Source organism: Mycobacterium celatum (assembly GCF_002101595.1).
GTDB lineage: Bacteria > Actinomycetota > Actinomycetes > Mycobacteriales > Mycobacteriaceae > Mycobacterium > Mycobacterium celatum.
This window is the reverse complement of record NZ_LQOM01000020.1, coordinates 90,030-113,347: the sequence shown is the minus strand read 5'-3', so window position 1 is coordinate 113,347 and position 23,318 is coordinate 90,030. Positions and strand designations below refer to the sequence as shown.

The window sequence follows — 23,318 nt, the reverse complement described above, 5'->3', positions numbered from 1 at the left end:
GAAAAAGCCCGCTCCGAGGCGATGCCTCTAAACGGTCCGCCGTGGCAGCACCCACCGGTGCTGGAACCTTAATACCGTTGCGGCCGTGTCGAAGTCAGCGTCGTAGTGGACAACGGCGGGTTGGTGCGCGGCGGCGAGGGTGGCAGTGAGCAGCTCGACCATGCCGACGGCTCGATGTTGGCCGGTTCGTGCCAGGGCTCGCTGTGCGCCGAGTGCGGTCTGCCAATACTGGTCGTCGGTCGGGAGATACTCGTACGCGACGCGGCGGTCCGCCCAGAGCTGTTCGTATTCGGCCGGCCCGCGGGCACTGTAGAGCGCTTCGGCATCAGCGATGCAGTTGTGGCGACCACACCGGCTTCGATCAGCTGGCGCAGACGACGCGGCACCTCTGGATGGCGCATTCTTGCCGCGGCGGCGCAGCCCGCTCCAACGCGCGTGGAACGCGTCGAAGGCCATACCGGTGGCGGTGTCCACCGGAGTCATAGTGTGCTGTTCGGATGGAACCGGTTGCTGGACATGGCGTTTCCTCCGCTCGTAGCGCCAACGTCATCGACCGGGGGCTAGCCCAGTCACGCCGGCTCTAGTCTGACCACGATCGCCTTCGACACCGGTGTATTCGATTTGGCGGCAACGTGATCCAACGCCACCAGCGCATTGGTCTCCGGATAGTAGGCGGCGGCGTTGCCGACCGGGGTGCAGTACTCCACCACCATGAAATCCTTGGCCCGCCGCTCCTGCACCACGCCGTCGCCGTCGGTGAATTCCGATACCAAATCGACCCGGTCACCCGCTTTCAGACCGAACTTTGCGATGTCGGCCGGGTTGACGAACACCACCCGCCGGCCGCCCTTGACGCCGCGGTATCGGTCGTCGAGGCCGTAGATCGTGGTGTTGTACTGGTCGTGGCTGCGCAGGGTTTGCAGCACCAGGCGGCCGTCCGGCACCGGAACCCACTGCAGCGGGTTGACCGCGAAGTTGGCTTTGCCTGTGCTGGTGGGGAATTCGCGGGCATCGCGCGGCGCATGCGGGAGCTGGAAACCGTCGGGTTGACGAACTCTGGTGTTGTAGTCCTCGCAGCCGGGCACGACGGCGGCGATCGCGTCACGGACGGTGTCGTAGTCGTTGTTGAACCGCTCCCACGGCACCGGGTGGTCAGGGCCCAGCAGGGTGCGCGCCAGCTGGCAGACGATCGCGACCTCGCTGCGCACCTGGTCGCTGGGCGGGTGCAGGCTGCCCCGCGACAGGTGCACCATCGACATCGAATCCTCAACCGACACCAGCTGTTTGACGCCTCCCTGGAGGTCGCGGTCGGTGCGGCCCAGCGACGGCAGGATCAGCGCCGTCGACCCGTGTACCACATGGCTGCGGTTGAGCTTGGTCGACACCTGCACAGTCAAAGAGCAGCGGCGCAGCGCGGCCTCGGTGACCGCGGTATCCGGCGTCGCGGATGCGAAGTTGCCACCCATGCCCATGAAGACCTTGGCGCGGCCGTCGCGCATGGCGCGGATGGCGTCGACGGTGTCCAACCCGTGCTTGCGCGGGCTGACGATGCCGAATCGTGCGTCGAGCGCGGACAGAAACGTCTCCGGCATCTTCTCCCAGATGCCCATCGTCCGATCGCCCTGCACGTTGGAATGCCCACGCACCGGACACAGCCCGGCACCCGGCTTGCCGATCATGCCTCGCATCAACAGCACATTGGTGATTTCGGAGATCATCGGCACGGCATGCCGATGCTGGGTCAATCCCATCGCCCAGCACGCAACCGTGCGCTGCGACTGCGCCATCATGTCTGCGACGCGGTGCAGCTGTTCCCGCGAGATCCCAGTGGCGTCCAGCACGGTGTCGAGGTCGACCGCGCGGGTATGCGCCTCGTACTCGGCGAAATTCGAGCAATGGGCGGCGATGAAGTCGCGGTCCACCACGCTGCCCGGTGCCCGGTCGTCAGCCTCGAGCAGCAGCCGCCCCAGCCCCGCGAACAACGCCATGTCGCCGCCGAGACGGATCTGGACGAACTCGTCGGCGATCGGTACCCCGTGCCCGATCATGCCGTGCAGCTTCTGCGGGTCCTTGAACCGGATCAGCCCGGCCTCGGGCAGCGGGTTGACCGCAATGATCTTGGCGCCGTTGGCTTTTGCCTTCTCCAGCACCGACAGCATCCGGGGGTGGTTGGTGCCCGGGTTCTGGCCGGCGATCACGATCAGGTCGGCCAGCGTGACGTCCTCGACGGTCACCGATCCCTTGCCGACGCCGATCGCGTCGACGAGCGCCGCGCCGGAGGACTCGTGGCACATGTTCGAGCAGTCGGGCAGGTTGTTGGTGCCGAAGCTGCGCACCATCAACTGGTAGAGAAACGCCGCCTCGTTGCTGGTGCGCCCCGACGTGTAGAACACCGCCTGGTCAGGGCTGTCCAGCGCGTGCAGTTCGTCGGCGATCAGCCGGTAGGCGTCGTCCCAGTCAATGGGCCGGTAGTGGGTGTCGCCGGGGCGCAGCACCATCGGCTGGGCGAGCCGGCCCTGCTGGGAGAGCCAGTGCTCCGGGCGTGCCTGTAGGTCTGCGATCGAATGCCGGGCGAAGAAGTCGGCGGTGACGACACGCTTGGTGGCCTCCTCCGCGACCGCCTTGGCCCCGTTCTCGCAGAACTCGGCGAGCTTGCGGCCGCCATGCTCCTCCGGCCAGGCACAGCCCGGGCAGTCGAACCCGTGTCGCTGATTCACCCGCGCCAGCGCCGCCGCCGTGCGCACCGCGCCCATCGAGGCCAGCCCGCGCTGCAGCGACACCAGCACCGCCTTCACCCCGGCGGCCTCGCGCTTGGGCGGCGTCGCCACCACCGCGTGCTCGTCGTAGCCCACGTCGACGTCGCGATCCTTCACAACGTCCATCTTGCACGAGCAGGTACTTCCTCGAAATGCGTCATCAAATGATGACGCGCACCGAAAGAACAATGGTGTGGTCCGGGACGGTTATCAGAATGAGTACCGCACCGGCAGGTGTTTGAGGCCGCCGACGAAAGTGGTGGCGATGAATTGTGGATCACCGGTGAGCTCTATGGATTTCAGCCTGGGCAGCAGTTCGGTGAAGAAGCTGTTGACCTCCATACGGGCCAGGGCCGCACCCAGACAGAAGTGCACGCCGTAGCCGAAGGACAGGTGCTTGTTGGGGTCGCGGCCGACGTCGAAGCGGAACGGGTCGTCGAACACGTCCTCGTCGCGGTTGGCCGACGCGTAGGACAGTAGCACCGACTCCCCCGCGGCGATCGGCACCCCGCGCACGGTGGTGTCCTCGGCGGCGGTGCGCATGAACTCCTTGACCGGGGTGACCCAACGGATCATCTCCTCGGTGGCCAGCGGCATCAATCCGAGGTCGTCGCGCAGTCGCCGGTGCTGATCCGGGTTCTCGATCAACGCGTGCAGACCACCGGAGATCGTCGCGCTGGTGGTGTCGTGGCCGGCGGTGGCGACGATCAGGTAGTAGGACACCGTGTCGATATCCGACAACGGCTCGCCGTCGACGCGGGCGTTGGCGATCGCCGAGGACAGGTCCTCGGTCGGGTGTTCGCGACGAGAGGCGGTGACGGCGTTGAAGTACTCGAACATGTCGAGCAGCGCGGGCATCTGGTCCTCGAGGGTGGTGCCGCGCTTGAACTCGGCGTCGTCGCCGCCGAACAACTCCTGGGTGAGTTTGAGCATCCGCGGGAAGTCCGCTTCCGGGATGCCCAGCAGCGACATGATCACATAGAGCGGGTAGTTGACCGCGACCTCCTGCACGAAGTCGCACTCGGGTCCGGCGGCCATCATCTTGTCGACGTAGATCTTGGCCAGCTCGTCGACTCGAACCTTCAGCGCCCTCATCGCCTTGGGCCGGAACCAATCCGCGCCGATCGCCCGCACCACCCGGTGCTGCGGGTCGTCCATGTGGATCAGCGTGCGCACCCCGATGTTGGCCTGCACCTCGTCGGCTTCGGCGGTCACCAAAACCGGCCGGGGCCAGTTGGTGAACACCTCGTTGTCGCGCTCGATGTCCATGATGTCGACGTGCTTGGTGATCGCCCAGAACGGTGCGTAGTTGGGCACGTCGACCCAGGACACGGGAGCGTTGGCACGCAAATGCGCAAGTGCTGCATGCAGTTTCGGCTCGTCAGTGTAGGCCATCGGGTCGGCCAGCAGCTTGGCGGCGTCGTCGATCGTCGGTGTGCTCATGGCGGCTCCTTACTGGCGCAACTCGTGCAATACAGCGGTGACAGTGGTGTGGGAAAGCGTGTGCGGAAGGGCCGGCATCACCCGGTCGATCACGCCGTCACATCGGTCGCGCAGTGCGGCTGCCAGCTTTTCGACCGGCGCGACGACGGCGAACGCCTCGAGCATTTCGTCGTCGATCAGCGAGCCCATCGCATCCCATTTGCCTTGCAGGGAAAGCTGATGCAGCTCGGTTGCCGCATCGCCCCACCCGTGCAGCTCGAGAACCTTGCGGTACGCGGGCGTCGAGCCGTAGAAGGCGATTTGCTTGCGGACCCTGCCCGCGCTCGCCGTCAATTCCGCATCGTCGTCGCCGGTCACGACGAACACCGGGCACGCCACCTCAAACGCGACCCGGTCCCGGCCGGCACGCCGCATTCCGCGCTGCAGGGCCGGTATGGTCACCTCGTGCAGGTAGCGCGTCGTCGTAAAGGCATGGGCCAGTAGGCCGTCGGCGACTTCGCCGCACATCTCGGTTATCGCCTCGCCGACTGCGGCAATGAAGACCTTCGGCGCCGGATACGGCTGCGGCTCGGGGGTGAACATCGGTGTCATCAGTTTGTGGGTGTAGAACTCGCCCTCGAATCGCAGCGGGGCGCCGTCCTTCCACGTCGACCAGATCGCGTGCAGCGCCAGCACGAATTCGCGCATCCGCCGCGCCGGGTGACTCCACGGCATGCTGAAGCGCTTTTCGATGTGCGGCTTGACCTGTGTACCGAGCCCGAGGATGAAGCGGCCCTGCGAATAGCTCTGCAGATCCCAGCCGAGGTTGGCGACGATCATCGGGTTGCGCGCGAATGCCACCGCAATGCTGGTGCCCAATTCGAGTCGCGACGTGTGTTCGGCGGCCAGCAGCAGCGGCAGGAACGGGTCGTGGTTGATTTCGCCCGTCCAGCAGCCGTCGTAGCCCCGCTGCTCCAAATCGCGGGCCCGCTCCGGCACCCGGGCGAGGTCGCCGAATAGGCCGCCGTCGACCCTCATCGCGTCTGCGACGCCGCGATACCCATGTCGCCGACGCTACAGTAAGCGATTCAGTATGGTCAACGGAGGTTAGGCTCTAGGCAACCCGTAGACGAGTGAGGACATGCGATGACCAAGCCCCCGGACTGGGAGGAAACGCTCGACGATCTCGAGCGCCGTCGTCAGTATGCGCGGGGCATGGGCGGGCCGGAGCGACTGGCCAAGCACCGCGGCAAAGGCAAGCTCGACGCGCGGGCACGGTTGGAGTACCTGCTGGACGCCGGCACGTTTCGCGAAGTGGGCACGTTGGTCGGCGGCGAGGCGGCCGCGGACGCGATCGTGGTGGGGTCGGGCTGCATCAACGGATCTCCCGTCATGGTCGGCGCCGAGGACTTCACCACGCTGGCGGGCAGCATCGGGCCGGGCGGTAATTCCAAGCGGTACCGCATCGCCGAACTGGCACTGCGCGACAAGATTCCGTTGGTGATGCTGCTGGAGGGCGCCGGCTTCCGCCCGACCGGCGGCCATTACGGGCGCAGCCCAACCGACCTGCTCGCCCAGACGCAGTGCTCGGGGCGGGTCCCCACCGTCGCCGCAGTACTCGGCCCGTCGGCCGGACACGGCGCCCTGGTGGCGCCGGTGTGCGACTTCCGGATCATGAGCAACCAGGGCGCCATCTTCACAGCCGGCCCACCCGTCGTGAAAGAGTCGACGGGCGAAGACATTTCGAAGGAAGACCTCGGCGGACCCGATGTCGCGTTGCCCAGCGGGGTGATCCACAACGTCGCCGAGGACGACGAAGGGGTGCTCGACAGTGTTCGTCGCTACCTGTCGTATTTCCCGCCCAGTGCGTGGTCGTACCCGCCGTCGCTGCCCGCCGACGACACCACAGGACCGCGGCCCACGCCGGAGCTGCTCGACATCGTCTCGCGCGACAACCGGCGCGTCTACGACATGCGCGCGGTGCTCGACGTGGTGTTCGACCGGCCCGACTGGTTCGAGGTGCAGCCGCAGTTCGGCCGGGCGATCATCTGCGCTTTGGCGCATCTGGGTGGCCATCCGGTGGCGGTGGTGGCCAACCAGCCTCAGGTGCTGGCCGGCTCGATCGACGCCGACGCCGCCGACAAGGCAGCACATTTCATCATGGTGGCCGACTCGTTCCATTTACCGATCGTGTTCTTGGCCGACAATCCCGGCATGCTGCCGGGCAGCCGCTCCGAGCGCTCCGGAGTGCTGCGGGCCGGCGCACGGATGTTCGCCGCGCAGACCGCGGCCACCACGATCAAGCTGCACCTGACGCTGCGCAAGGCCTACGGGTTCGGGTCGATGGTGATGTCGCTGCTCGGATTCGACTCGCAGGTAGCCACATTCGCCTATCCGGGCGCCACGATGGGAGCGATGAGCGCCGCCGCGTTGAGCCGGGCGTCGCACGCCGGCGAAGACCTCTCGGCGAGGTTGCGCAACGCGGAGTTGCAGGCGTCGTACCGGTCCGCCGAGCACATGGGATTCGACGAGCTCATCGATCCCCGCGAGACGCGCGACGCGCTGCTAGCCGCGCTGCAGCGGGGCATCTACAGCCGCCAAGCCGCCCCCGAGCCGGCGATCCGCACGGTCATCCTCCCGTAACCCCCTTTTGCCGCGAGCGTGCGTGTTCCCGGGCGACACGCCGAGCGTGTCGCCGGGTTTGCGCACGCTCGCGGCGTGGCCCGGCCGCTTATGGTTGCACGGCGCGGTATGCGGCCACGATCGGCTCGAGCTCGTCGGGTGTGGCGCCGTGCAGGATCACCGCATCGGCCCCATAGTCGAATTCCTTGCGGATGCGGTTGACACATTGCTGCGTCGAGCCGGTGGCCGAGGGCTCCAACCACTCGTCGGGAATCAACGTCGCGATGTGCTCGATCTGCTCGGGCGTGGCCTTGTGGTCGATGCCGCCCGCGATCGACGTTACCACCGGTTCTTCCCGGAAGCGTTGCAGCACAGCGGGATCCCAGCCGTTGGTGCGCACCATCAGATCGCCATAGCCCTGAAGGTAGGTGGCCAGCCGCGCGACCGTCTTCTTGAGCCGCACCTCTTCGGGAAGATGGTCACCCACGGTGGCGAAGCACGACCATACCCGCACGCTGGACGGGTCGCGGCCCGCCTTTTCCGCGGCGTCTTTGACGGTTCTGACGCAGCGCTGCAACGTTTCCGGGGTGAAATAGGTGTGCAGGATGACGTCATCGAAGACGCGGCCGCCCAACGCGAGCGATTTGGGCCCGAACGCCACCAGCGCCAGCCGGATGTCCTCGTCGAAGTCCGGGTCGAGAAACAGCACCTGGTACTTGCCCATCGGGCCGTCGTGGTTGAAGATCACCTCGCCGTGCCAGAGCCGGCGCATGACCTGCGCCCAGTCCTCCATCTGCGCGGTGGTCACCGCCGGAATGCCGAACGCGCTGTAGATAGCGCCGATCCCGCGGCCGATGCCCAGCGTGAACCGCCCGCCGGAGAGCCGGTGCATCGTGGTCGCCCACGACGCGGTGATCAGCGGATGGCGGGTGTTGTGATTGGTTGCGGCCGTGGCGATCTGCATGCGGCTGGTCACCGCGCACGCGGCGCCGACCAGAGACGACGCTTCCTTGACGTTCCAGCGTTCCGAGATGAACGCGGTGCCCAAGCCCAGCTCCTCGCCGCGACGGGCCTCGTCCATCAATGTCGCGGGCCCTTCACCGCCGGCCCCGGCAAGCAGGTAGTAGCCCAACTCGTTAAATACCCGCTCGGTCAATACCCAACTCCTTTACTACCCCGCGCAGGAAACGCTCCGAGACCGCCTGCACGCGACGGGAGAAGATGTGCCCGACGTGACTGCCGTCGTACCAGTGGAACTGGCCGCGCCACCGCTGCTGCAGCGCAAGGGCGGGCTCGCGCATCGCCATCCTGTCATGCCAGGCTCCGACGATGAGCCGGCGCTGCGGCGGCGGTGCCGGTTCGGCAGTCAGCGGGTCGATCACCGACGTCAGCGCCGCCACCACCTCGGACTGCAACAACTTCCGGATCCCGTCCCGCGACGAGCCCCGGCGCGCCAGGTGCTGCGCGATCATCGCGTTGAGACCCAGGATTGGCGTGTACAGCGCGACGGCATCGACGCCCTTCTCGAAATGCGACACCAGCGCCGCCACCGCGCTGCCCATCGAAACCCCGGACACCACAACCGCACTCGACTGCGACTGCACCCATTGCACGACGGCGCGAACCTCCGATACGGCGCGCATCATGCCGGCAACGTTGGTCAGTGGATCCATGTCCGGATAGGGCGGCCACTCGCCGCGCCGGCTGCCGTGGCCGGGCTGCACGGGTACCGCGACGTTGAAGCCGAGCCGTCGCTGTAGCCGCCCTGCCCGCGACACCAACAAATCGTCGGGTCTGCCCTGACCGGCGCCGTGCACCCACACCAGCCACGGCCGCGGCCCGTCGCAATGCCGGCACAGGTGCACCACCGCGGTTGCGGGGCCACCCAGGCCCGCCGTCTCCAGCGTGCTCGGCAGTGCGGGGTCGTGTTCGTAGGTCAGTTGTTCGTACGCCAGCGTCCCGAGGCGGCGACGCCGGAGCGACCGCACCCGCAACCGTGGCGGGTCGGCGTGTACTCCGTCGGTTCCCAGTGCGGTCAGCTGCTCGGCCGCCGCGGTGCAGCCATCGAGCGGCCTGACCGCCAGATCGACCGGCAGCAGCGAAAAGCCCGCCAGCACAAGCTCGTCCATCACCACCTCGCCAAGCTGGCGCACACCGCGGGGCGAGGCCGGGGACCAGCCGGTCGATTCGGTGATGCCCGACACCGCGCGCGGCAGTACCAGGGCGAGCTCGCGGGTGACGTCGAGTGCGCGGTTCGACATCTAGGCCAGCCTGAATCCGGCGGCGATCACGATCGCGCTCGCGCCCACCACCAGCGCGCGCCGCCGGGTATGGTTTTCCATCCACTGCTCCCAGGACCGACTGTCTCTCGGATGTTACTGTAGCGGTTACAGTATTTGACCCGGGGTCAGCTTCGGATAATCCGCCTGCAGGAGCCGCGTCGATGAAGTACACGCTGGAATACCCCAGCGAACTTCCCGACGCTGTCGACGACGTGGTCTCCGGCGGCCGGTTGATCGCCGGCGTCGGTGCCGGCTACCTGCGCTCGGAGTTCTCCGCGCTGGGCGTCGACTTCGACCGGCGCGCTGAGCTGCTCGACGAAGCGCTCGGCGCGCTGCGGTCGATCTGGACCGATCCCGAAACCCCGGTCCGCGGCCGTGGTTTCGAAGCGGTCGGGCCGGTGTGGCTACAGCCGCCGGCGCAACGCCCGCACCCGCCGATCTGGATCGGCGGCAACAGCAAGGTTGCGTTGCGGCGCGTCGTCGACTACGGCAGCGGCTGGATGCCGCTGATCGCCCCGGCGGGAATGGCGTCGGTGATTCGCACCGCGGCCATCCAGGACGCGGAGCAATTCGGTGCGGCGCTCGACGAACTGCGCGCACGGCTGGCCGACGCCGGCCGCGACCCGATGTCGGTCGACGTCCAGGTGGTCTGTCCGCACACCGACATCGATGACGAGGCATCGCTGCGGCATGCCCTCGATGTGCTCGACGAGTTGGCCAGCTACGGCGCCACCTGGGCCGTCGTGCACGTCGACGGCTCCAGCCCGCGGGCCGCGCTGGATTTCATCACCTTCTTCGGCGAAGCGGTTGTGCGGACGAGCCGCCGGGCCGGCCCGGCCTGAAATCTCTACTGTAATGTCCTTAGTATCAGCGCACGGATGCGGGAGGCGACGGCGTGACAGCCCTCGAGGAGATCGCGGCACCTGCCCACACCGCGGTCATCACCCAGGAGTGCCAGGGTGCCGTCGTCGGGCCTGACGCCGGGCTGGGCGCCCTGGCGAAAGAGGCCCGCCGCATTGCGCTGCCCAACATCGTGCGGCTGCTGCCGGCGGCCCGGGCGGCCGGCGTGCGCGTCGTGCACTGCCTGGTGCAGCGACGGCCAGACGGGCTCGGCTCCAACCACAACGCCAAGATCTTCGCGATAGGCCGCGGCGACGTCGACATCACGCCGGGCACGCCCGGAGCATCCCTGCTGCCCGAATTAGGTCCGGAGCCAACCGATCTGGTGCTCAGCCGCTGGCACGGCGTCGGGCCGATGGGCGGCACCGACCTCGACGCGATCCTGCGCAACCTCGGCGTATCCACCGTCGTCGTGGTCGGAGTGTCGCTCAACATCGCCATTCCCAACGTGGTGATGGACGCGGTCAACGCCGCCTACCGCGTCGTGGTGCCGCGTGACGCCGTTGCCGGCATCCCCGCCGAGTACGGGGCTGCCGTCATCGACAACACGCTCTCGCTGCTCGCCACCGTCACCACCACCGACCAACTGCTCGGCGCGTGGAACACGTCATGACCGGCACCGTGCCCGAAATCCGCGGCGGATTCCCGGAACTCAAGCCCGTCGACGCGCCACCGGAATTGGGCCGGTTTGTGGCGGCGATGCGCCGACTGCAGGATCTCACCGTCTCCACCAACCCAGACGCCGCGCTGTGGGCCCGCGCGGCCGAGCACGTCGAAAACCTCTGCACCCTGCTCGAGGACCACCAGGTCCCGGAAGGACTGGCACCGGCTGGCCGCGACATCAATCTGCCCGGGCTGGGCCATCCGCTGCTACCGCCGTGGACCATCACCGACTCCGGGCCCGACGGCGTCGCGATGGCGGGACACTTCACCCGCTACCACGTGGGTGGCAACAACGCGGTGCACGGCGGCGTGATACCACTTCTCTATGACTGGTTATTGGGGATGGTGGTCTCTGCGGCGGGCCGACCGATCAGCCGCACCGCCTACCTGCACGTCGACTACCGCAACGTCACCCCGATCGAGCAGCCGTTGACCGCATGCGGCCGTATCGCCGGCATCGAAGGCCGCAAGGCATTCGTCAGCGCGACAATGACGACAGCCGACGGCACGCTGCCCAGCGAGGCCCACGGCCTGATGGTCCGCCTGCTCCCGCACCAATCGTGAGAGGCACGATGTCCGACACTACAACGCAGTTCACGGTACCCGCGGTGGCGGCGGCCGTCGCCGCGGCGATCCCGGACCGCGAGTTCGTCGTTCAGGGCGACAAGCGCTACACGTATGCGCAAATCCTCGAGCGGTCCAACCGGCTCGCGACCTACCTGCATTCGCGTGGGCTGGGCTGCCACACCGAACGCTCGGCGCTCGCCGGGCACGAGGTGGGCCAGGATCTTCTCGGGCTCTACGCGTACAACGGAAACGAATTCGTCGAAGGGTTGCTCGGCGCCTTCGCGGCGCGGGTGGCCCCGTTCAACGTCAACTTCCGGTATGTCAAGAGCGAGCTGCAATACCTGCTCGCCGACTCCGGCGCCACGGCACTGATCTACCACGCCGCATTCGCGCCGCGGGTGGCCGAGGTCCTGCCCGAACTTCCGCAGCTGCGTGTTCTCATCCAGATCGCCGACGACTCCGGCAACGAACTGATCTATGGCGCAGTCGATTACGAGAAGATCGTCGGATCCAGCTCACCGGCTCCACCACCGGTGCAGCACTCCGCCGACGACCTGTACGTGCTGTACACCGGCGGCACCACCGGGATGCCGAAAGGCGTGCTGTGGCGCCAGCATGACATCTTCATGACGTCATTCGGCGGGCGAAACCTGGTGACCGGTGAGCCGTTTGCCTCCCTCGACGAGATCGTCGCGGGGGTCACCGCCGGGCCTGGCACCAAGCTGATGGTGTTGCCGCCGCTGATCCACGGCGCCGCGCAGTGGACGGTGATGACGGCGATGACCACGGGGCAGACGGTCGTATTCCCCTCGGTTGTGGACCATTTGGACGGCGACGACGTCGTTCGCACCATCGAACGCGAAAAGGTGTCGGTGGTGACGGTGGTCGGGGACGCGGTGGCGCGGCCGCTGCTCGCCGCCATCGAAAAGGGCATTGCCGACGTGTCTTCGCTGGCGGTGATCGCCAACGGCGGTGCGCTGTTGACCCCGTACGTCAAGCAGCGGCTGATCGAGGCGCTGCCCAACGCCATGGTCGTCGACGGTGTGGGATCGTCGGAGACGGGTGCCCAGATGAGCCACCTGTCGACGACAGGCGCGGTGTCGACCGGCACGTTCAACCCCGGCCCGGACACCTCCGTCGTCGCCGAAGACCTCGACTCGGTGCTGGCGCCCGGCCACGACGGGATGGGCTGGCTCGCGCAGCGCGGTTACGTGCCGCTGGGCTACAAGGGCGACGCCGCCAAGACCGCCAAGACCTTCCCGGTCATCGACGGCGTGCGCTACGCCGTTCCGGGCGATCGGGCCCGCCACCGCGAAGACGGCTCCGTCGAGCTGCTGGGCCGCGACTCGGTGTGCATCAACTCCGGCGGCGAGAAGATCTTTGTCGAGGAGGTCGAGACCGCGATCGCATCGCACCCCGCGGTGGCCGACGTGGTGGTCGCCGGGCGGCCGAGCGAACGCTGGGGCCAGGAGGTCGTCGCCGTCGTCGCACTTGCCGAGGAGGCCGACGCCGACGCCGAGGAGTTGATTGCGCACGCCGCAAAGTCGTTGGCGCGCTACAAGCTTCCCAAGGCGGTGGTGTTCCGGCCGGTCATCGAGCGGAGCCCGTCGGGCAAGGCGGACTACCGCTGGGCTCGCGAGCAGGCGATCAGCGGCGCCTGAGCCGGCATTGTCTCAATCGAGGGCAAGAACAGCTCGAAGAGCGTCGTCGACCGCTCGCATCTCAACGGCGTTGAGTCGACCAACGAAATCTCCGAGGCGATGCTGCGGGTCAATCACGGTGAGCTGTTCGACCATCACACGCGTTCTCGCACCACCGATCTCGATCTCAGGTCGAAAAGAAGCTGCGCGTCGGCCGGTCGAGGTTGGCGCGATGATCCATGTGGACAGCGGAAGATCGTCGGACTGCACCACAACGGCGTAACGAGCTCCGGCTTGCTCATGACCACGGACACCCTTGGGTGGCTTCAGGCGATACAGATCACCACGCACGAATGGCGTCCATCTCCGCTGCGAGCTTCCGTGCGGCAGCGACGTCGTCTGGATCATTACGTAGTTCCTCGGCCTCAGCCCGCAGCCGTGCCCGACGGCGAGCGCGTTCGGCCTCTAGGATCGCCGCACGAGCCGCCTCAGAACGCGACTGTCCTTCGCTGGTCAGCGCCTCCAAGGCACGCTCTACCTCAGGGTCAGTGCGGATTGTAAGCGTTCCCATATTGCAGATTGTAATACGCTCACCGCCGCCTCTCGAGCCGACGGCGGGTTCGACGGCGCGCCAACCACAGCATCGCCTCCGCGTAGCGCCGGGTAGGACGCCGGAACGGCGGCGCTGCGGTTCCGGTGATGGAAAACGGCAGATCGTTTCCCACCACGGTGCGGTGGTGGCTGAACGTGTCGAAGCCGGCCTTGCCGTGGTAGGCGCCCATTCCGCTGCGGCCCACTCCGCCGAACGGTGCGGCGGACGGAATCATTTGTGCGGCAAAGTCGTTGCGTGCGACGCCGCCGCTGCGCGTGTAGCGCACGAACGTGCGGAAGTCGTCGTCGTCCGGTCCGAACCAGTAGGCCACCAGCGGCGCCGGTCGCTCGTTAACATAGTCGATGGCCTGGCTCAGCCGGGAATATCCGGTGACGGCCAGCACGGGACCGAAGATCTCCTCGTCGGCGATCCGCATCCGGTCGTCGAAGCCTCGCACGATCGTCGGCGCAATCTTGCGGCTGGCTCGGTCGGGCAATGACTCGCCTTCGGGGGCAATGGTTTCGACCGAGGCACCCTTGGCCGCTGCGTCCTCGATCAGCCCGACGATCCGGTCGAAGTTGGCGTGGTTGACGGCCGAGCAGTAGTCGTCGTTGCCGACGATGGTCGGGAACATCTCGCGCAACGTTTCGCGTGCGGTGTCGACGAAGGCGTCGACGTGTTCGTCGGGCACCATGACGTAGTCGGGGCAGACGCAGACCTGTCCGCCGTTGACCATTCGGGCACGGGCGATGCGGGCCGCCGACCGCCGGATGTCGGCACCCGGCGCAACGACCACCGGATTCTTGCCGCCGAGCTCCAATGTGACCGGCACCAGGTTCTGGGCGGCCGCCCGCTGCACCAGCGCACCGACGGACGGCGAGCCGGTGAAGAACAGGTGGTCGAACGGCAGCGCCGCGAACGCGGCCGCGACGTCCGGGCCGCCGGCCACGACGTCGAGCTCGGTCGGGTCGAAGTATTTCGGCGCGGTCGCCTTCATCAGCTCCGCGGTGTGTGCGGTGATCTCCGACATCTTGATCATCACTCGGTTACCGGCCGCGAACGCCGCCGATGCGGGCAGGACCACGAGGTTGACCGGGAAGTTCCACGGGCCGATGATGCCCACGACGCCCAGCGGTGTCGGCTGCACCTCTGCGCGCAGACCGCACAGCCGCGCGACACGCATCAGCTTGGTCGGGCGCATCCATTGCGCCACATGGCTTCTGGTGTGCTCGACAACCGCGATGATGCCGACGATCTCGGTGAACAGCGACGCCGCCTTCGACCGGGTGCCGTAATCGGCGGCCATCGCCTCGATGAACGCATCGCTGTTGTCCAGCAGCAGCGCCATCAGCCGATCGATGCGGTTGCGCCGGACCGCGGCGCTGGGCGGCCCCTCCGTCGCGAATGCATGCCGCTGGCGCTCAAGCATCGCCTGGATGCCCTGATGCTCAGATGACTCCACCCGATGTAGTCTACTGTAATATTTACAGTACGACTGCCTACCTGAGCCGGGGAGCCGCCGCCGTGGAAAGTCAAGTTCAAGACGCCGCCACCGACGACAAACCCGTCGGCTACCTCCGCGACCCCTACCCGTACTTCGCACAGAAACGCCGAGAGACCGGGGTGTACGACGGCACGGTGATGGACTACTCCAAAACCCCCGAGTCGCTGCGACCCAAGCGGTCCTTCGCCGCCATGTCGTTCGACGCCGTCAACAAAGCCTTCCGCGACGGCCGAGTGTTCAGTTCGGCAATGTACGACACCACGATCGGCCTGTTCATGGGTCCGACAATCCTGGCGATGGAGGGCAAGAAACACCGCGACCACCGCAACCTCGTAAGCGCGGCGTTCAAGTCGAAGGCCCTCGCACGCTGGGAGCCCACGATTGTGCGGCCAATCTGCAACGCGCTCATCGACGAATTCATCGATGCGGGCGAGGCGGATCTGGTCCGGCAGTTCACGTTCGAGTTCCCCACCCGAGTCATCGCAAAGCTCTTGGGCCTGCCGGAGGCAGACCTGCCGATGTTCCACCGGCGCGCAGTGGAATTGATCAGCTACACAGTCAATTACGAACGCGCCTTCGAGGCCTCGGCGGCGTTGAAGGACTACTTCCTCGAGCAGATCGAGGCGCGCAAACTCACACCGACCGAGGACATCATTGGCGATTTGGTCACCGCGGAGATCGACGGCGAGAAGCTCAGCGACGAAGCCATCTACTCGTTCCTGCGCCTTCTGCTGCCCGCCGGGCTGGAAACCACCTACCGGTCCTCCGGCAACCTGATCTACCTGTTGCTCACCCATCCGGAGCAATTCGCCGCGATACAAGCCGATCCTGAGCTGATGCCCAGGGCGATCGAAGAGGGGCTGCGCTTCGAGACGCCGTTGACGACGGTGCAGCGGTTCACCACCGAAGACACCGAACTGGAAGGAGTCAAGATTCCGGCCCGATCCGTGATCGACGTGTGCATCGGCTCGGCGAACCGCGACGAGCAACGCTGGGAACGGCCGGCGGAATTCGACATCTTCCGTCCGCACATGCCGCACATCTCCTTCGCCGCCGGCGAACACACCTGTCTGGGCCTGCATCTGGCGCGCATGGAGACCCGAGTGGCGTTGGAATGCCTGCTCAATCGGCTGACCAACATCCAGCTTCGGATGGACGACGACCCGCACATCTTCGGCCAGCCATTCCGCTCCCCCACCGCGCTTCCGGTGACGTTCGACGCCAAGTAGGTTTCGGAAATGGTCAAGGTAATGGAGGGCTTCCGGGTCCTGGAAGTCGCGCAGTTCACGTTCGTCCCCGCCGCCGGTGCGATCCTCGCCGACTGGGGCGCCGACGTCATCAAGGTCGAGCATCCGGTGCGTGGCGACACCCAGCGCGGCTTCCTCAACATGGGCGGCGTCCAGCTCAACCCCGACCGGCATCCCCTAATCGAACATCCCAACCGGGGAAAGCGCAGCGTCGGCATCGACCTGTCCACCCCGGGCGGGCAGGAAGTGTTGCATGAGCTTGCCCGCACCTCCGATGTGTTCCTGACCAACTACCTGCCCGCAGCGCGGCAGAAGAACCAGTTCGACGTCGAACACATCCGTGCGGTCAACCCGGACATCATCTACGCGCGTGGCACGGCCTACGGCGACAAGGGTCCCCAGCGCGACGTCGGCGGTTACGACGGCACCGCGTTTTGGACCCGCAGCGGCATCGGCCACGCGTTGACGCCGCCTGAGCTCGGCGCACCGCTGGCACAAGGGATTCCGGCCTTCGGCGATTCGATCGGCGGCATGAACATCGCCGGCGGCATCGCCGCCGCGCTGCTGCACCGCGAACGCACGGGAAAAGCCCTCGATGTCGACGTGTCGCTGTTGAGTACCGCGTGGTGGGCTGCCGGTGCCAGCGTGACCCAGGGCATGGATACCGGCGAGACCATGCGCGCTTCCATGCCGCTGTCCGGTGGCTCACCGGTGAACCCGTTCCTGGGCAACTACCAAACCTCCGACGGCGGAACCATCAACTTGTGCATCGTCAGCCCGACCGGCTACATCCGGGACACCTTCGAACACCTCGGCATTCCCGAGGCGGCCGACGATCCCCGCTTCGCCGATGTGCTGCCGTTGATGCAGAACGCCGACGTGGCCGGCGAGTTGATTGCAAAAGCCTTCGGGGCCAAGCCTTTTGCATATTGGCGTGAGCACCTGAAGACGATGAAGGGTCAGTGGGCGCCGTGCCAGAGCCTGATCGACCTCGCCGAGGACGAACAGGCCATTGCCAACGACATGATCGTCGAAGTCGAAGCCACCGACGGGGGGCCGCCGTTCAATGTCGTGCGCGGGCCGGTCCAGTTCAACCACGAACCGCTGGCCACCACCCGCGCCCCCCAGGCTTCGGAGCACACCGAGATCGTGCTGATGGAACTCGGGATGGACTGGGACCGCATCGCGGAGCTGAAGGAATCGGGAGCCATAGCGTGAATCAAGTTGCGATTATCGGGGTGGGTTTGCACCCGTTCGGCCGCTTCGAGGGCAAGTCGGCGATGCAGATGGGCGTGGACGCGATTTTCGCTGCGGTCGCCGATGCTGGTGTGCAGTGGAAGGACATCCAGGCCGCTACCGGCGGCAGCTGGACGGTGGCCAATCCCGACGCGATCGTGAGCATGGTCGGGTTGTCGGGCATCCCGTTCACCAACGTGTTCAATGCGTGCGCGACGGCCGCTAGCGCCGCCAAGGCCTGCGCCGACGGAATCCGGCTAGGCGACTACGACATCGGGATCGCGGTCGGGCTGGACAAGCATCCGCGCGGCGCCTTCACCGAGGATCCCGCTCTGGTGGGCATGCCGCGCTGGTATGCGGAGAACGGGCAGTACCTCACCACCAAGTTCTTCGGCATGAAGGCCAACCGCTACCTGCACGACCACAACATCTCGCAGCAGACCCTGGCCAAGGTGGCAGCCAAGAATTTCCGTAACGGCGCACGCAACCCGAATGCATTCCGCCGTAAGCCGCTCTCCGAGGAGGAGATCCTGGGTTCGGCGGTGTTGAACTATCCGCTGACCCAGTACATGTTCTGCGCGCCCGACGAGGGCGCTGCCGCCGTGGTCATGTGCCGCGCGGACATCGCGCACCGCTACACGTCCAAGCCGGTCTTTCTGCGGGCCGTCGAGGTGCGCACCCGCAGCTACGGCGCCTACGAAGTGAACACCACGTTCGCGCCGGTCGACGAGGACGTATCGCCGACCGTCTACGCCGCCAAGGCTGCGTTCGAAAAGGCCGGCGTCGCACCGGAAGACGTTGACGTCATCCAGCTCCAGGACACCGATGCGGGCGCGGAGATCATCCACATGGCCGAATGCGGCTTTTGCGCCGACGGCGATCAGGAAAAGCTATTGGCCGACGGCGCCACCGAGATCACGGGCGCCATGCCGGTCAATACCGACGGCGGGCTGATTGCCAATGGCGAACCGATCGGAGCATCAGGTCTGCGCCAAATCCACGAGCTGGTGCGGCAACTGCGCGGCGAGGCGGGCGATCGGCAGGTGGCCGGCAAGCCGAGCGTCGGGTTCGCGCAGCTCTACGGCGCGCCCGGCACCGCCGCCGCGACGGTGCTGACCACTTAGCGCGAGCAACTTGTGGCGCGAACGTGCGTGTTCCCGGCCTTCGACACGGAGTGTCGGCCGGGAACACGCACGCTCGCGCTACTTGGGCTTGGAGTAGGCTGGCTTGCCCAGGCCCAGCACATACTGGGCGATCATGTTGCGGAACACCTCAAGCGTTCCGCCGTAGATGCCAACCAGCGGCGCAAACCGGTAGACGTATTCGGATGCGCCGTCGTCGCTGGCCCCGTCCGTGCCGAGCGGTAGCGCCGACGCGGCGCCCTGGATGTCCATCAGGTCCGGCGAGATGTCGCGCATGGTCTGAGCGAGCGCGACGCGGCCGAAGATGCTAGGGGTGGACAGCGCCGCTTCCATCCGGGCTACGCTGCGGCCCAACCGATATGCCACGGAGCCGTCGTCGATCAACCGGCGGCCACTGGCATCCGGCTGCCCCACCCGCGCCGCCGCCTTATCGACCGCCTCGGCCATGAACCCGGCCTGGTGCATCATGATCGAGGTGTCCTGCAGCCCATCGGGCGCGGCGGCGACGGCACCGTGCTCGACGTTGAGGGGCTCACGCAACACCGTCCAGCCCTGGTTGACCTCGCCGAGCCGGTACTTGTCGTCGACGCGGACGTCGCTGTAGTAGACGATGTTGGTGCGGTCGCCGTCGATCGTGCGGATGCCCTGGATTTCGATGCCGGGCGAATTAAGCGGAACCAGAAACATCGTCAGGCTCTGGTGCTTGGGCGCATCGGGGTCGGTGTTGGTGATCAGGAAAACGTATTGGCAGTTGTGTGCGCCGGTGGTGAACATCTTGGAGCCATTAATGACCCAGCTAGATCCATCCGCCTCCCGCACCGCGCGCGTCTTGCAGGTCGCCACGTCGGAGCCGCCCTCCGGTTCGGTGTAGCCCAGGCACAGTCGGACGTGCCCGCTGAAGACGCCGGGCAGCACCTCGTCCTGCAACTCCTTCGAGCCGAACTTCGCCACCGATCGCGCCACCATCGCGGTCGTGCCCCAAGTCACCCAGGGCACATGTGCGCGGCGCTTCTCCAGCTCCCAGATGCGACGGCGTACTCGAGAAAAACCGCCCTCGGATTCCGGCTTCCACTCAGCTTCCAGATAGCCCGCGGCGCCCAGCGCCAAATGCACTCCCTCGTCGAAGTTGTCGCCGGTCTCGCGGTCACGGCGTTTGACATCCTCGGTGACGTGGGTGGCCAGAAACTCGCGCGCTTCGTCGAGGAAGGCTTTGTCCTCGTCGGACAAGTCGACCTTGGAGAAATCCATCGATAGCCTCCTAGCTTTCCCGCGCCGCTACGATTTCGGCGATCTGGCATGCGCTGGCGCCTGGGTCGCCCCCGGCCAGCGGCCATCCCCTGGCTCGCACCAGATACGCCGTCGCGGCCGCCTCGGCCGAAACTCCCAGGCCGCCCTGGATGTGCACCGCCATCGTCGCCGCTTTGGCGGCCTCCTCTGCCATGAACACGAACGCCGACGGCGCCAACTCGGGCCGCTCGTCGGGTTCGTTGTCCAGGAACCACGCCGCGCGGCGCGCGAGGTTGCGACCGCCCTGCACGGTGATCGCCATGTTCGCCAGCGGATGCGAAATGGCCTGCAGGGTCGAGATCGGCACGCCCAGCGTGTAACGGGATTTGGAGAATTCCGCGGCGATGTTCATGGTCTCTTCGACCAGTCCGGCCAACGCCGCGGCGGTCAACAGCCGCCACTCGTCAAGTGCGCGACGGTAATTCGCCGTCGCATCGGTACCGGTGGCCAGCACAGTGCGGGTGTCCGCGGTGGCCGGATCGACCCAGGCCATCGGAAGCCGGCCGATGTTGTCGACCTTCGCCGGTCGGGTGGCGAACGTCAAACGCACGATGTCCTGGCCGTCGCGCAGGATCACCTGGTCGGCGATCGACCCGGTCGGGATCAACCTGGGTCCCACGGCACTGTCGACTTGCGGGTCCAGCGCGGCCAGCTGTGTGCCGTTGACGACGTCGGCATCCACCGCTCCCAGCCGCGCGAGCAACCGGGCGGCGCAAACATGGTCGATCCACGGGACCGGCGCCAGCGACCGGCCGATTTCCTCGGCCACCAGCGTGAGGTCGACCAGCGTCGCCCCATCGCCGCCGGCGGATTCCGGCAGGGCCATCGTCGTGGCCCCCATCGCGCACAGCCGTTCCCACAGGTTCTTGTCGAAGCCGGATTCCTCTGCGGCACGGACGGTCTCGATCGGGCAGTGGGTCTTGAAGAAATCCCGATATGCGGCCTGCAAGGCCTCGTGATCTTCGGTGAGACTGTAGTCCAGCCTGCGCACCTCGAAGCGGTCCATCGTCACTGCTCCTGTTCCCGGTCGCCGAAGAAGAACTCCTGGGCGTTGTTGTACAGATAGTTGTCGAGCACCTCGGCCGGCAGATCCAGTGCACGCGCTTCGGGCACGACGCGGCGCATCGGCAGCACCGGCCAGTCCGAGGCGAAGATCACCTTGTTCTGGCCGCGGGTGCGCATGTAGTGCAGCAGGCTTTCCGGTAGCCGCTTGGGCGACCACGCCGACGTCATCAGTCGCAGGTTGCGGTACTTGATCAGCAGCCGGATCGCGACGTCCCACCAGGGGTCGGCGCCGTGGATCATGCACAGCTTGAGTTCGGGAAAGCGCACGCACACCCGGTCGAGGTGCATGGGATGCTGCACTTCACCGGGGATCGGCGGACCGGGGATCCCGGTGTTGATGCACAGCGGTAGGCCGAGTTCGGCGCATTTGGTATAGAGCGGATAGTAGACAGCGTCGCTGGGCGGGTACTGACCGTCGCCCCAAAAGCTCGGCCCCACAGCGGCATACGCAACCGGCAGGTCGTTCACGATGGCGCTCAACTCCCGCAACGACGGGATCGGCCGCAGCAGGTTGACACCGCCCATGGCCAAGGCGAAACGATCCGGCTGGGCCGCAACGAATTTGCGTGCAGTCACCGACGGATTAGCCAGTGAATCCATCAGGATGGCCTTCTGCACGCCCTGTTCGTCCATCTCGTCGAGCAGCTCGGCCAGATCGACCGGTTCGAACATCGACTTCGGGCCCTTGAAGTAGTCGTCGCGGACCTTGAGCATCCAGCTGGGCTGCTTCTCGCTTTCGCCGAAATGCACATTGACCAGACAATCGATCGCTTTCATGTCGACATCGGCGCCTTTTCTGTCACTTGACGTTTCGCCCACCGGTAATCGGGTTTGCCGTTGCCCAGGCGACGAACCTGCTCAACGAAGATGAACTCCTTGGGAGCCTTGAACCGCGCCAGCTGCGTCGTGCAATGCGCGTGCAGCGGGTCACGCTCCGGGTCGGCGCCATTCCGCACTGCGACGAGCGCGACGAGTTCTTCGCCCCAGCGCTCGCTCGGCCGCCCCACCACCAATGCGTCGGCGACGGCCGGGTGCGCCCGCAGAACTTCTTCGACCTCTTCGACGAACACCTTCTCGCCGCCGGTATTGACCACCAACGAATCACGGCCGAACAACCGCAGCGTGCCGTCGTCCTCAAAGCGGGCCCGATCCCCGGAGATCACCACTCGCCGGCCGTCGACCACCGGAAAGGTCCTGCGGGTGGCGTCCGGATCATCGAAGTAGCCGAGCGGAATCCGGCCCGTCCTGGCCACCCAGCCGACCTCCCGGTCACCGGGCCGTAGGAACCGCGTGCAGTCCTCGGACAGGATCAACCCACCCTCGCGAAGTGTGAAGGTCTCGGTCCGCGTGCCGCGCTGACTGTGCCCGAACCCCATGTTTCCGGTTTCCGACGACCCGTAGCCGTTGATCAGCGTGATCTGCGGCAGTGATTCCAGCAGCACCCGTTGGTATTTGGGGTTGGTCGCGGCGCCGCCGGTGCCGATCGCAGACAGCGACGGCAGGTCGTAGCTGCCCCGCTGAAGTTCCTCGACCAGTGGCGCGGCGTAGGCGTCGCCGACCATCGTCATCATGCCGACCTTCTCGCGTTCGGCGGTCTGCCACACCAGCCGCGGGTCGAGCTGCTTGCTGGTGTCGTACAGCACGACCGGGATGCCATGCATGATCGCCGAGAACGCCGTCCACATTCCGGCCGCATGCATCAAGGGGGACACCGCAAACCACGGAGGCCCGGCCGGCCCGCGTACCTTGTCCTGGATCTCGGCGACCGACTCGTGGTCGGCGCCCACCATCGACGACACGTAGATATCAGACTGCCGCCACAGCACACCCTTGGGGCGGCCCGTGGTGCCTCCCGTGCAGATCATCACCACGTCGTCCGGCGACGGCGTCACGGGCTGGTCGGTAACCCCTTGCGCCAGTGCGTCATCCAGCCGGACAGCGCCGGGCAACTCGGGCGCCGCGCTGCCATCGTCGACGGACACCAACAGGTCGGTATCACCGAACACCTCGGCGAACTTCGTGCCCAACGACCGGTGGTAGATGACTGCCCTCGGTCGGATGTAGTCGAACAGTTCGAGGACTTCACGCGGCGTGTAGTTGTAGTTGACGTTCACCGGAACAGTGCGTGCCTTCAGGCAACCGACCACCATGTCGGGGTATAGGTCGTTGTGCATGACCAGTGCTACCCGATCCTGACCGCACTCCCAGCGCTCGAGGCTGTACCGCTCGCGATGCGCCCCGAAGCCGTTGCCCGCCAGAAAGTTTGCCAGCCGACGGGTTCGGTCGGCGGCCTGTCCGAAAGTGCTGCGACGGTGGCCGCACACCGTCATCGTGCGCTCGGGAATGACGTCGGCGATTGCGTCGAGAACCGCGCCTATGGTCCACTCGGGCAC

At 66.5% G+C, this 23,318-nt stretch carries 20 protein-coding genes; 8 read left to right on the top strand and 12 right to left on the bottom strand.

What is annotated here, in order from left to right; translation table 11 throughout:
- Positions 1-27: 27 nt before the first annotated feature.
- The 4 genes from AWB95_RS06420 to AWB95_RS06405 all read right to left on the bottom strand — a co-directional run bounded on the left by AWB95_RS06420 (position 28) and on the right by AWB95_RS06405 (position 5,216).
- Complete coding sequence (locus AWB95_RS06420) at positions 28-474, bottom strand: PIN domain-containing protein (RefSeq protein WP_232315660.1); 447 nt, start codon at positions 472-474, stop codon at positions 28-30.
- Between the two features lie 95 nt (positions 475-569).
- On the bottom strand, positions 570-2,882 hold the full coding sequence (locus tag AWB95_RS06415; RefSeq protein ID WP_062539777.1) for an FdhF/YdeP family oxidoreductase: 2,313 nt from the start codon (positions 2,880-2,882) through the stop codon (positions 570-572).
- An 84-nt stretch (positions 2,883-2,966) separates the two neighbouring features.
- Entirely contained in the window at positions 2,967-4,199 is a 1,233-nt protein-coding gene (locus AWB95_RS06410) for a cytochrome P450 (RefSeq protein ID WP_062539778.1), read from the bottom strand.
- Between the two features lie 9 nt (positions 4,200-4,208).
- Positions 4,209-5,216 carry an LLM class F420-dependent oxidoreductase gene (locus AWB95_RS06405; RefSeq protein WP_062539779.1) on the bottom strand — a complete coding sequence of 336 codons (1,008 nt, stop codon included), beginning with the start codon at positions 5,214-5,216 and terminating at the stop codon, positions 4,209-4,211.
- Between the two features lie 108 nt (positions 5,217-5,324).
- Between AWB95_RS06405 and AWB95_RS06400 the strand changes: the two genes are divergently transcribed.
- A complete protein-coding gene (locus AWB95_RS06400) occupies positions 5,325-6,821 on the top strand; it encodes an acyl-CoA carboxylase subunit beta (protein WP_062539780.1) in 1,497 nt (498 codons plus the stop codon).
- Positions 6,822-6,909: 88 nt separating this feature from the next.
- Here AWB95_RS06400 and AWB95_RS06395 read toward each other — a convergent pair whose 3' ends face one another.
- Positions 6,910-7,956, bottom strand: a complete 1,047-nt coding sequence (locus tag AWB95_RS06395; RefSeq protein WP_062539781.1) for a TIGR03857 family LLM class F420-dependent oxidoreductase — start codon at positions 7,954-7,956, stop codon at positions 6,910-6,912.
- Positions 7,937-9,061 carry an alpha/beta fold hydrolase gene (locus AWB95_RS06390; RefSeq protein WP_062539782.1) on the bottom strand — a complete coding sequence of 375 codons (1,125 nt, stop codon included), beginning with the start codon at positions 9,059-9,061 and terminating at the stop codon, positions 7,937-7,939. The genes AWB95_RS06395 and AWB95_RS06390 overlap by 20 nt, the downstream gene beginning before the upstream one ends.
- A 182-nt stretch (positions 9,062-9,243) precedes the next feature.
- Here AWB95_RS06390 and AWB95_RS06385 point away from each other — a divergent pair, with 182 nt between their 5' ends.
- From AWB95_RS06385 to AWB95_RS06370, 4 genes are read left to right on the top strand one after another with little or no spacing between them, the layout of a single operon-like run.
- The gene (locus AWB95_RS06385) at positions 9,244-9,924 is read left to right on the top strand and encodes an LLM class flavin-dependent oxidoreductase (protein WP_084707088.1); all 681 of its coding nucleotides are present in this window, start codon (positions 9,244-9,246) and stop codon (positions 9,922-9,924) included.
- A 53-nt stretch (positions 9,925-9,977) separates the two neighbouring features.
- The gene (locus AWB95_RS06380; protein ID WP_062539783.1) at positions 9,978-10,595 is read left to right on the top strand and encodes a cysteine hydrolase family protein; all 618 of its coding nucleotides are present in this window, start codon (positions 9,978-9,980) and stop codon (positions 10,593-10,595) included.
- Positions 10,592-11,209, top strand: a complete 618-nt coding sequence (locus AWB95_RS06375) for a PaaI family thioesterase (RefSeq protein WP_062539784.1) — start codon at positions 10,592-10,594, stop codon at positions 11,207-11,209. Before AWB95_RS06380 ends, AWB95_RS06375 begins: the two co-directional genes overlap by 4 nt.
- An 8-nt stretch (positions 11,210-11,217) precedes the next feature.
- A complete protein-coding gene (locus tag AWB95_RS06370) occupies positions 11,218-12,873 on the top strand; it encodes an acyl-CoA synthetase (protein ID WP_062539785.1) in 1,656 nt (551 codons plus the stop codon).
- 12 nt (positions 12,874-12,885) lie between these two features.
- Here the strand turns inward: AWB95_RS06370 and AWB95_RS06365 are convergent, their stop codons facing one another.
- Positions 12,886-13,260 carry a type II toxin-antitoxin system PemK/MazF family toxin gene (locus AWB95_RS06365; protein WP_373280770.1) on the bottom strand — a complete coding sequence of 125 codons (375 nt, stop codon included), beginning with the start codon at positions 13,258-13,260 and terminating at the stop codon, positions 12,886-12,888.
- 182 nt (positions 13,261-13,442) lie between these two features.
- Positions 13,443-14,906 carry an aldehyde dehydrogenase family protein gene (locus AWB95_RS06355; RefSeq protein ID WP_269745730.1) on the bottom strand — a complete coding sequence of 488 codons (1,464 nt, stop codon included), beginning with the start codon at positions 14,904-14,906 and terminating at the stop codon, positions 13,443-13,445.
- Positions 14,907-14,968: 62 nt separating this feature from the next.
- On the opposite strand from AWB95_RS06355, the gene AWB95_RS06350 reads away from it, so the two are divergent.
- Genes AWB95_RS06350 through AWB95_RS06340 form a run of 3 tightly spaced genes read left to right on the top strand, consistent with a single transcriptional unit; the run spans position 14,969 to position 18,555 of the window.
- The gene (locus AWB95_RS06350) at positions 14,969-16,177 is read left to right on the top strand and encodes a cytochrome P450 (RefSeq protein ID WP_062539787.1); all 1,209 of its coding nucleotides are present in this window, start codon (positions 14,969-14,971) and stop codon (positions 16,175-16,177) included.
- 21 nt (positions 16,178-16,198) lie between these two features.
- The gene (locus AWB95_RS06345; RefSeq protein ID WP_180275987.1) at positions 16,199-17,413 is read left to right on the top strand and encodes a CaiB/BaiF CoA transferase family protein; all 1,215 of its coding nucleotides are present in this window, start codon (positions 16,199-16,201) and stop codon (positions 17,411-17,413) included.
- A complete protein-coding gene (locus AWB95_RS06340; protein WP_062539789.1) occupies positions 17,410-18,555 on the top strand; it encodes a thiolase family protein in 1,146 nt (381 codons plus the stop codon). The genes AWB95_RS06345 and AWB95_RS06340 overlap by 4 nt, the downstream gene beginning before the upstream one ends.
- A gap of 78 nt (positions 18,556-18,633) precedes the next feature.
- Here the strand turns inward: AWB95_RS06340 and AWB95_RS06335 are convergent, their stop codons facing one another.
- Genes AWB95_RS06335 through AWB95_RS06320 form a run of 4 tightly spaced genes read right to left on the bottom strand, consistent with a single transcriptional unit; the run spans position 18,634 to position 23,318 of the window.
- On the bottom strand, positions 18,634-19,821 hold the full coding sequence (locus AWB95_RS06335; RefSeq protein ID WP_062539790.1) for an acyl-CoA dehydrogenase family protein: 1,188 nt from the start codon (positions 19,819-19,821) through the stop codon (positions 18,634-18,636).
- Positions 19,822-19,831: 10 nt separating this feature from the next.
- Entirely contained in the window at positions 19,832-20,866 is a 1,035-nt protein-coding gene (locus tag AWB95_RS06330; RefSeq protein ID WP_062539791.1) for an acyl-CoA dehydrogenase family protein, read from the bottom strand.
- A gap of 2 nt (positions 20,867-20,868) precedes the next feature.
- The gene (locus tag AWB95_RS06325) at positions 20,869-21,702 is read right to left on the bottom strand and encodes an amidohydrolase family protein (protein WP_062539792.1); all 834 of its coding nucleotides are present in this window, start codon (positions 21,700-21,702) and stop codon (positions 20,869-20,871) included.
- Positions 21,699-23,318 carry an acyl-CoA synthetase gene (locus AWB95_RS06320; RefSeq protein WP_062539793.1) on the bottom strand — a complete coding sequence of 540 codons (1,620 nt, stop codon included), beginning with the start codon at positions 23,316-23,318 and terminating at the stop codon, positions 21,699-21,701. The genes AWB95_RS06325 and AWB95_RS06320 overlap by 4 nt, the downstream gene beginning before the upstream one ends.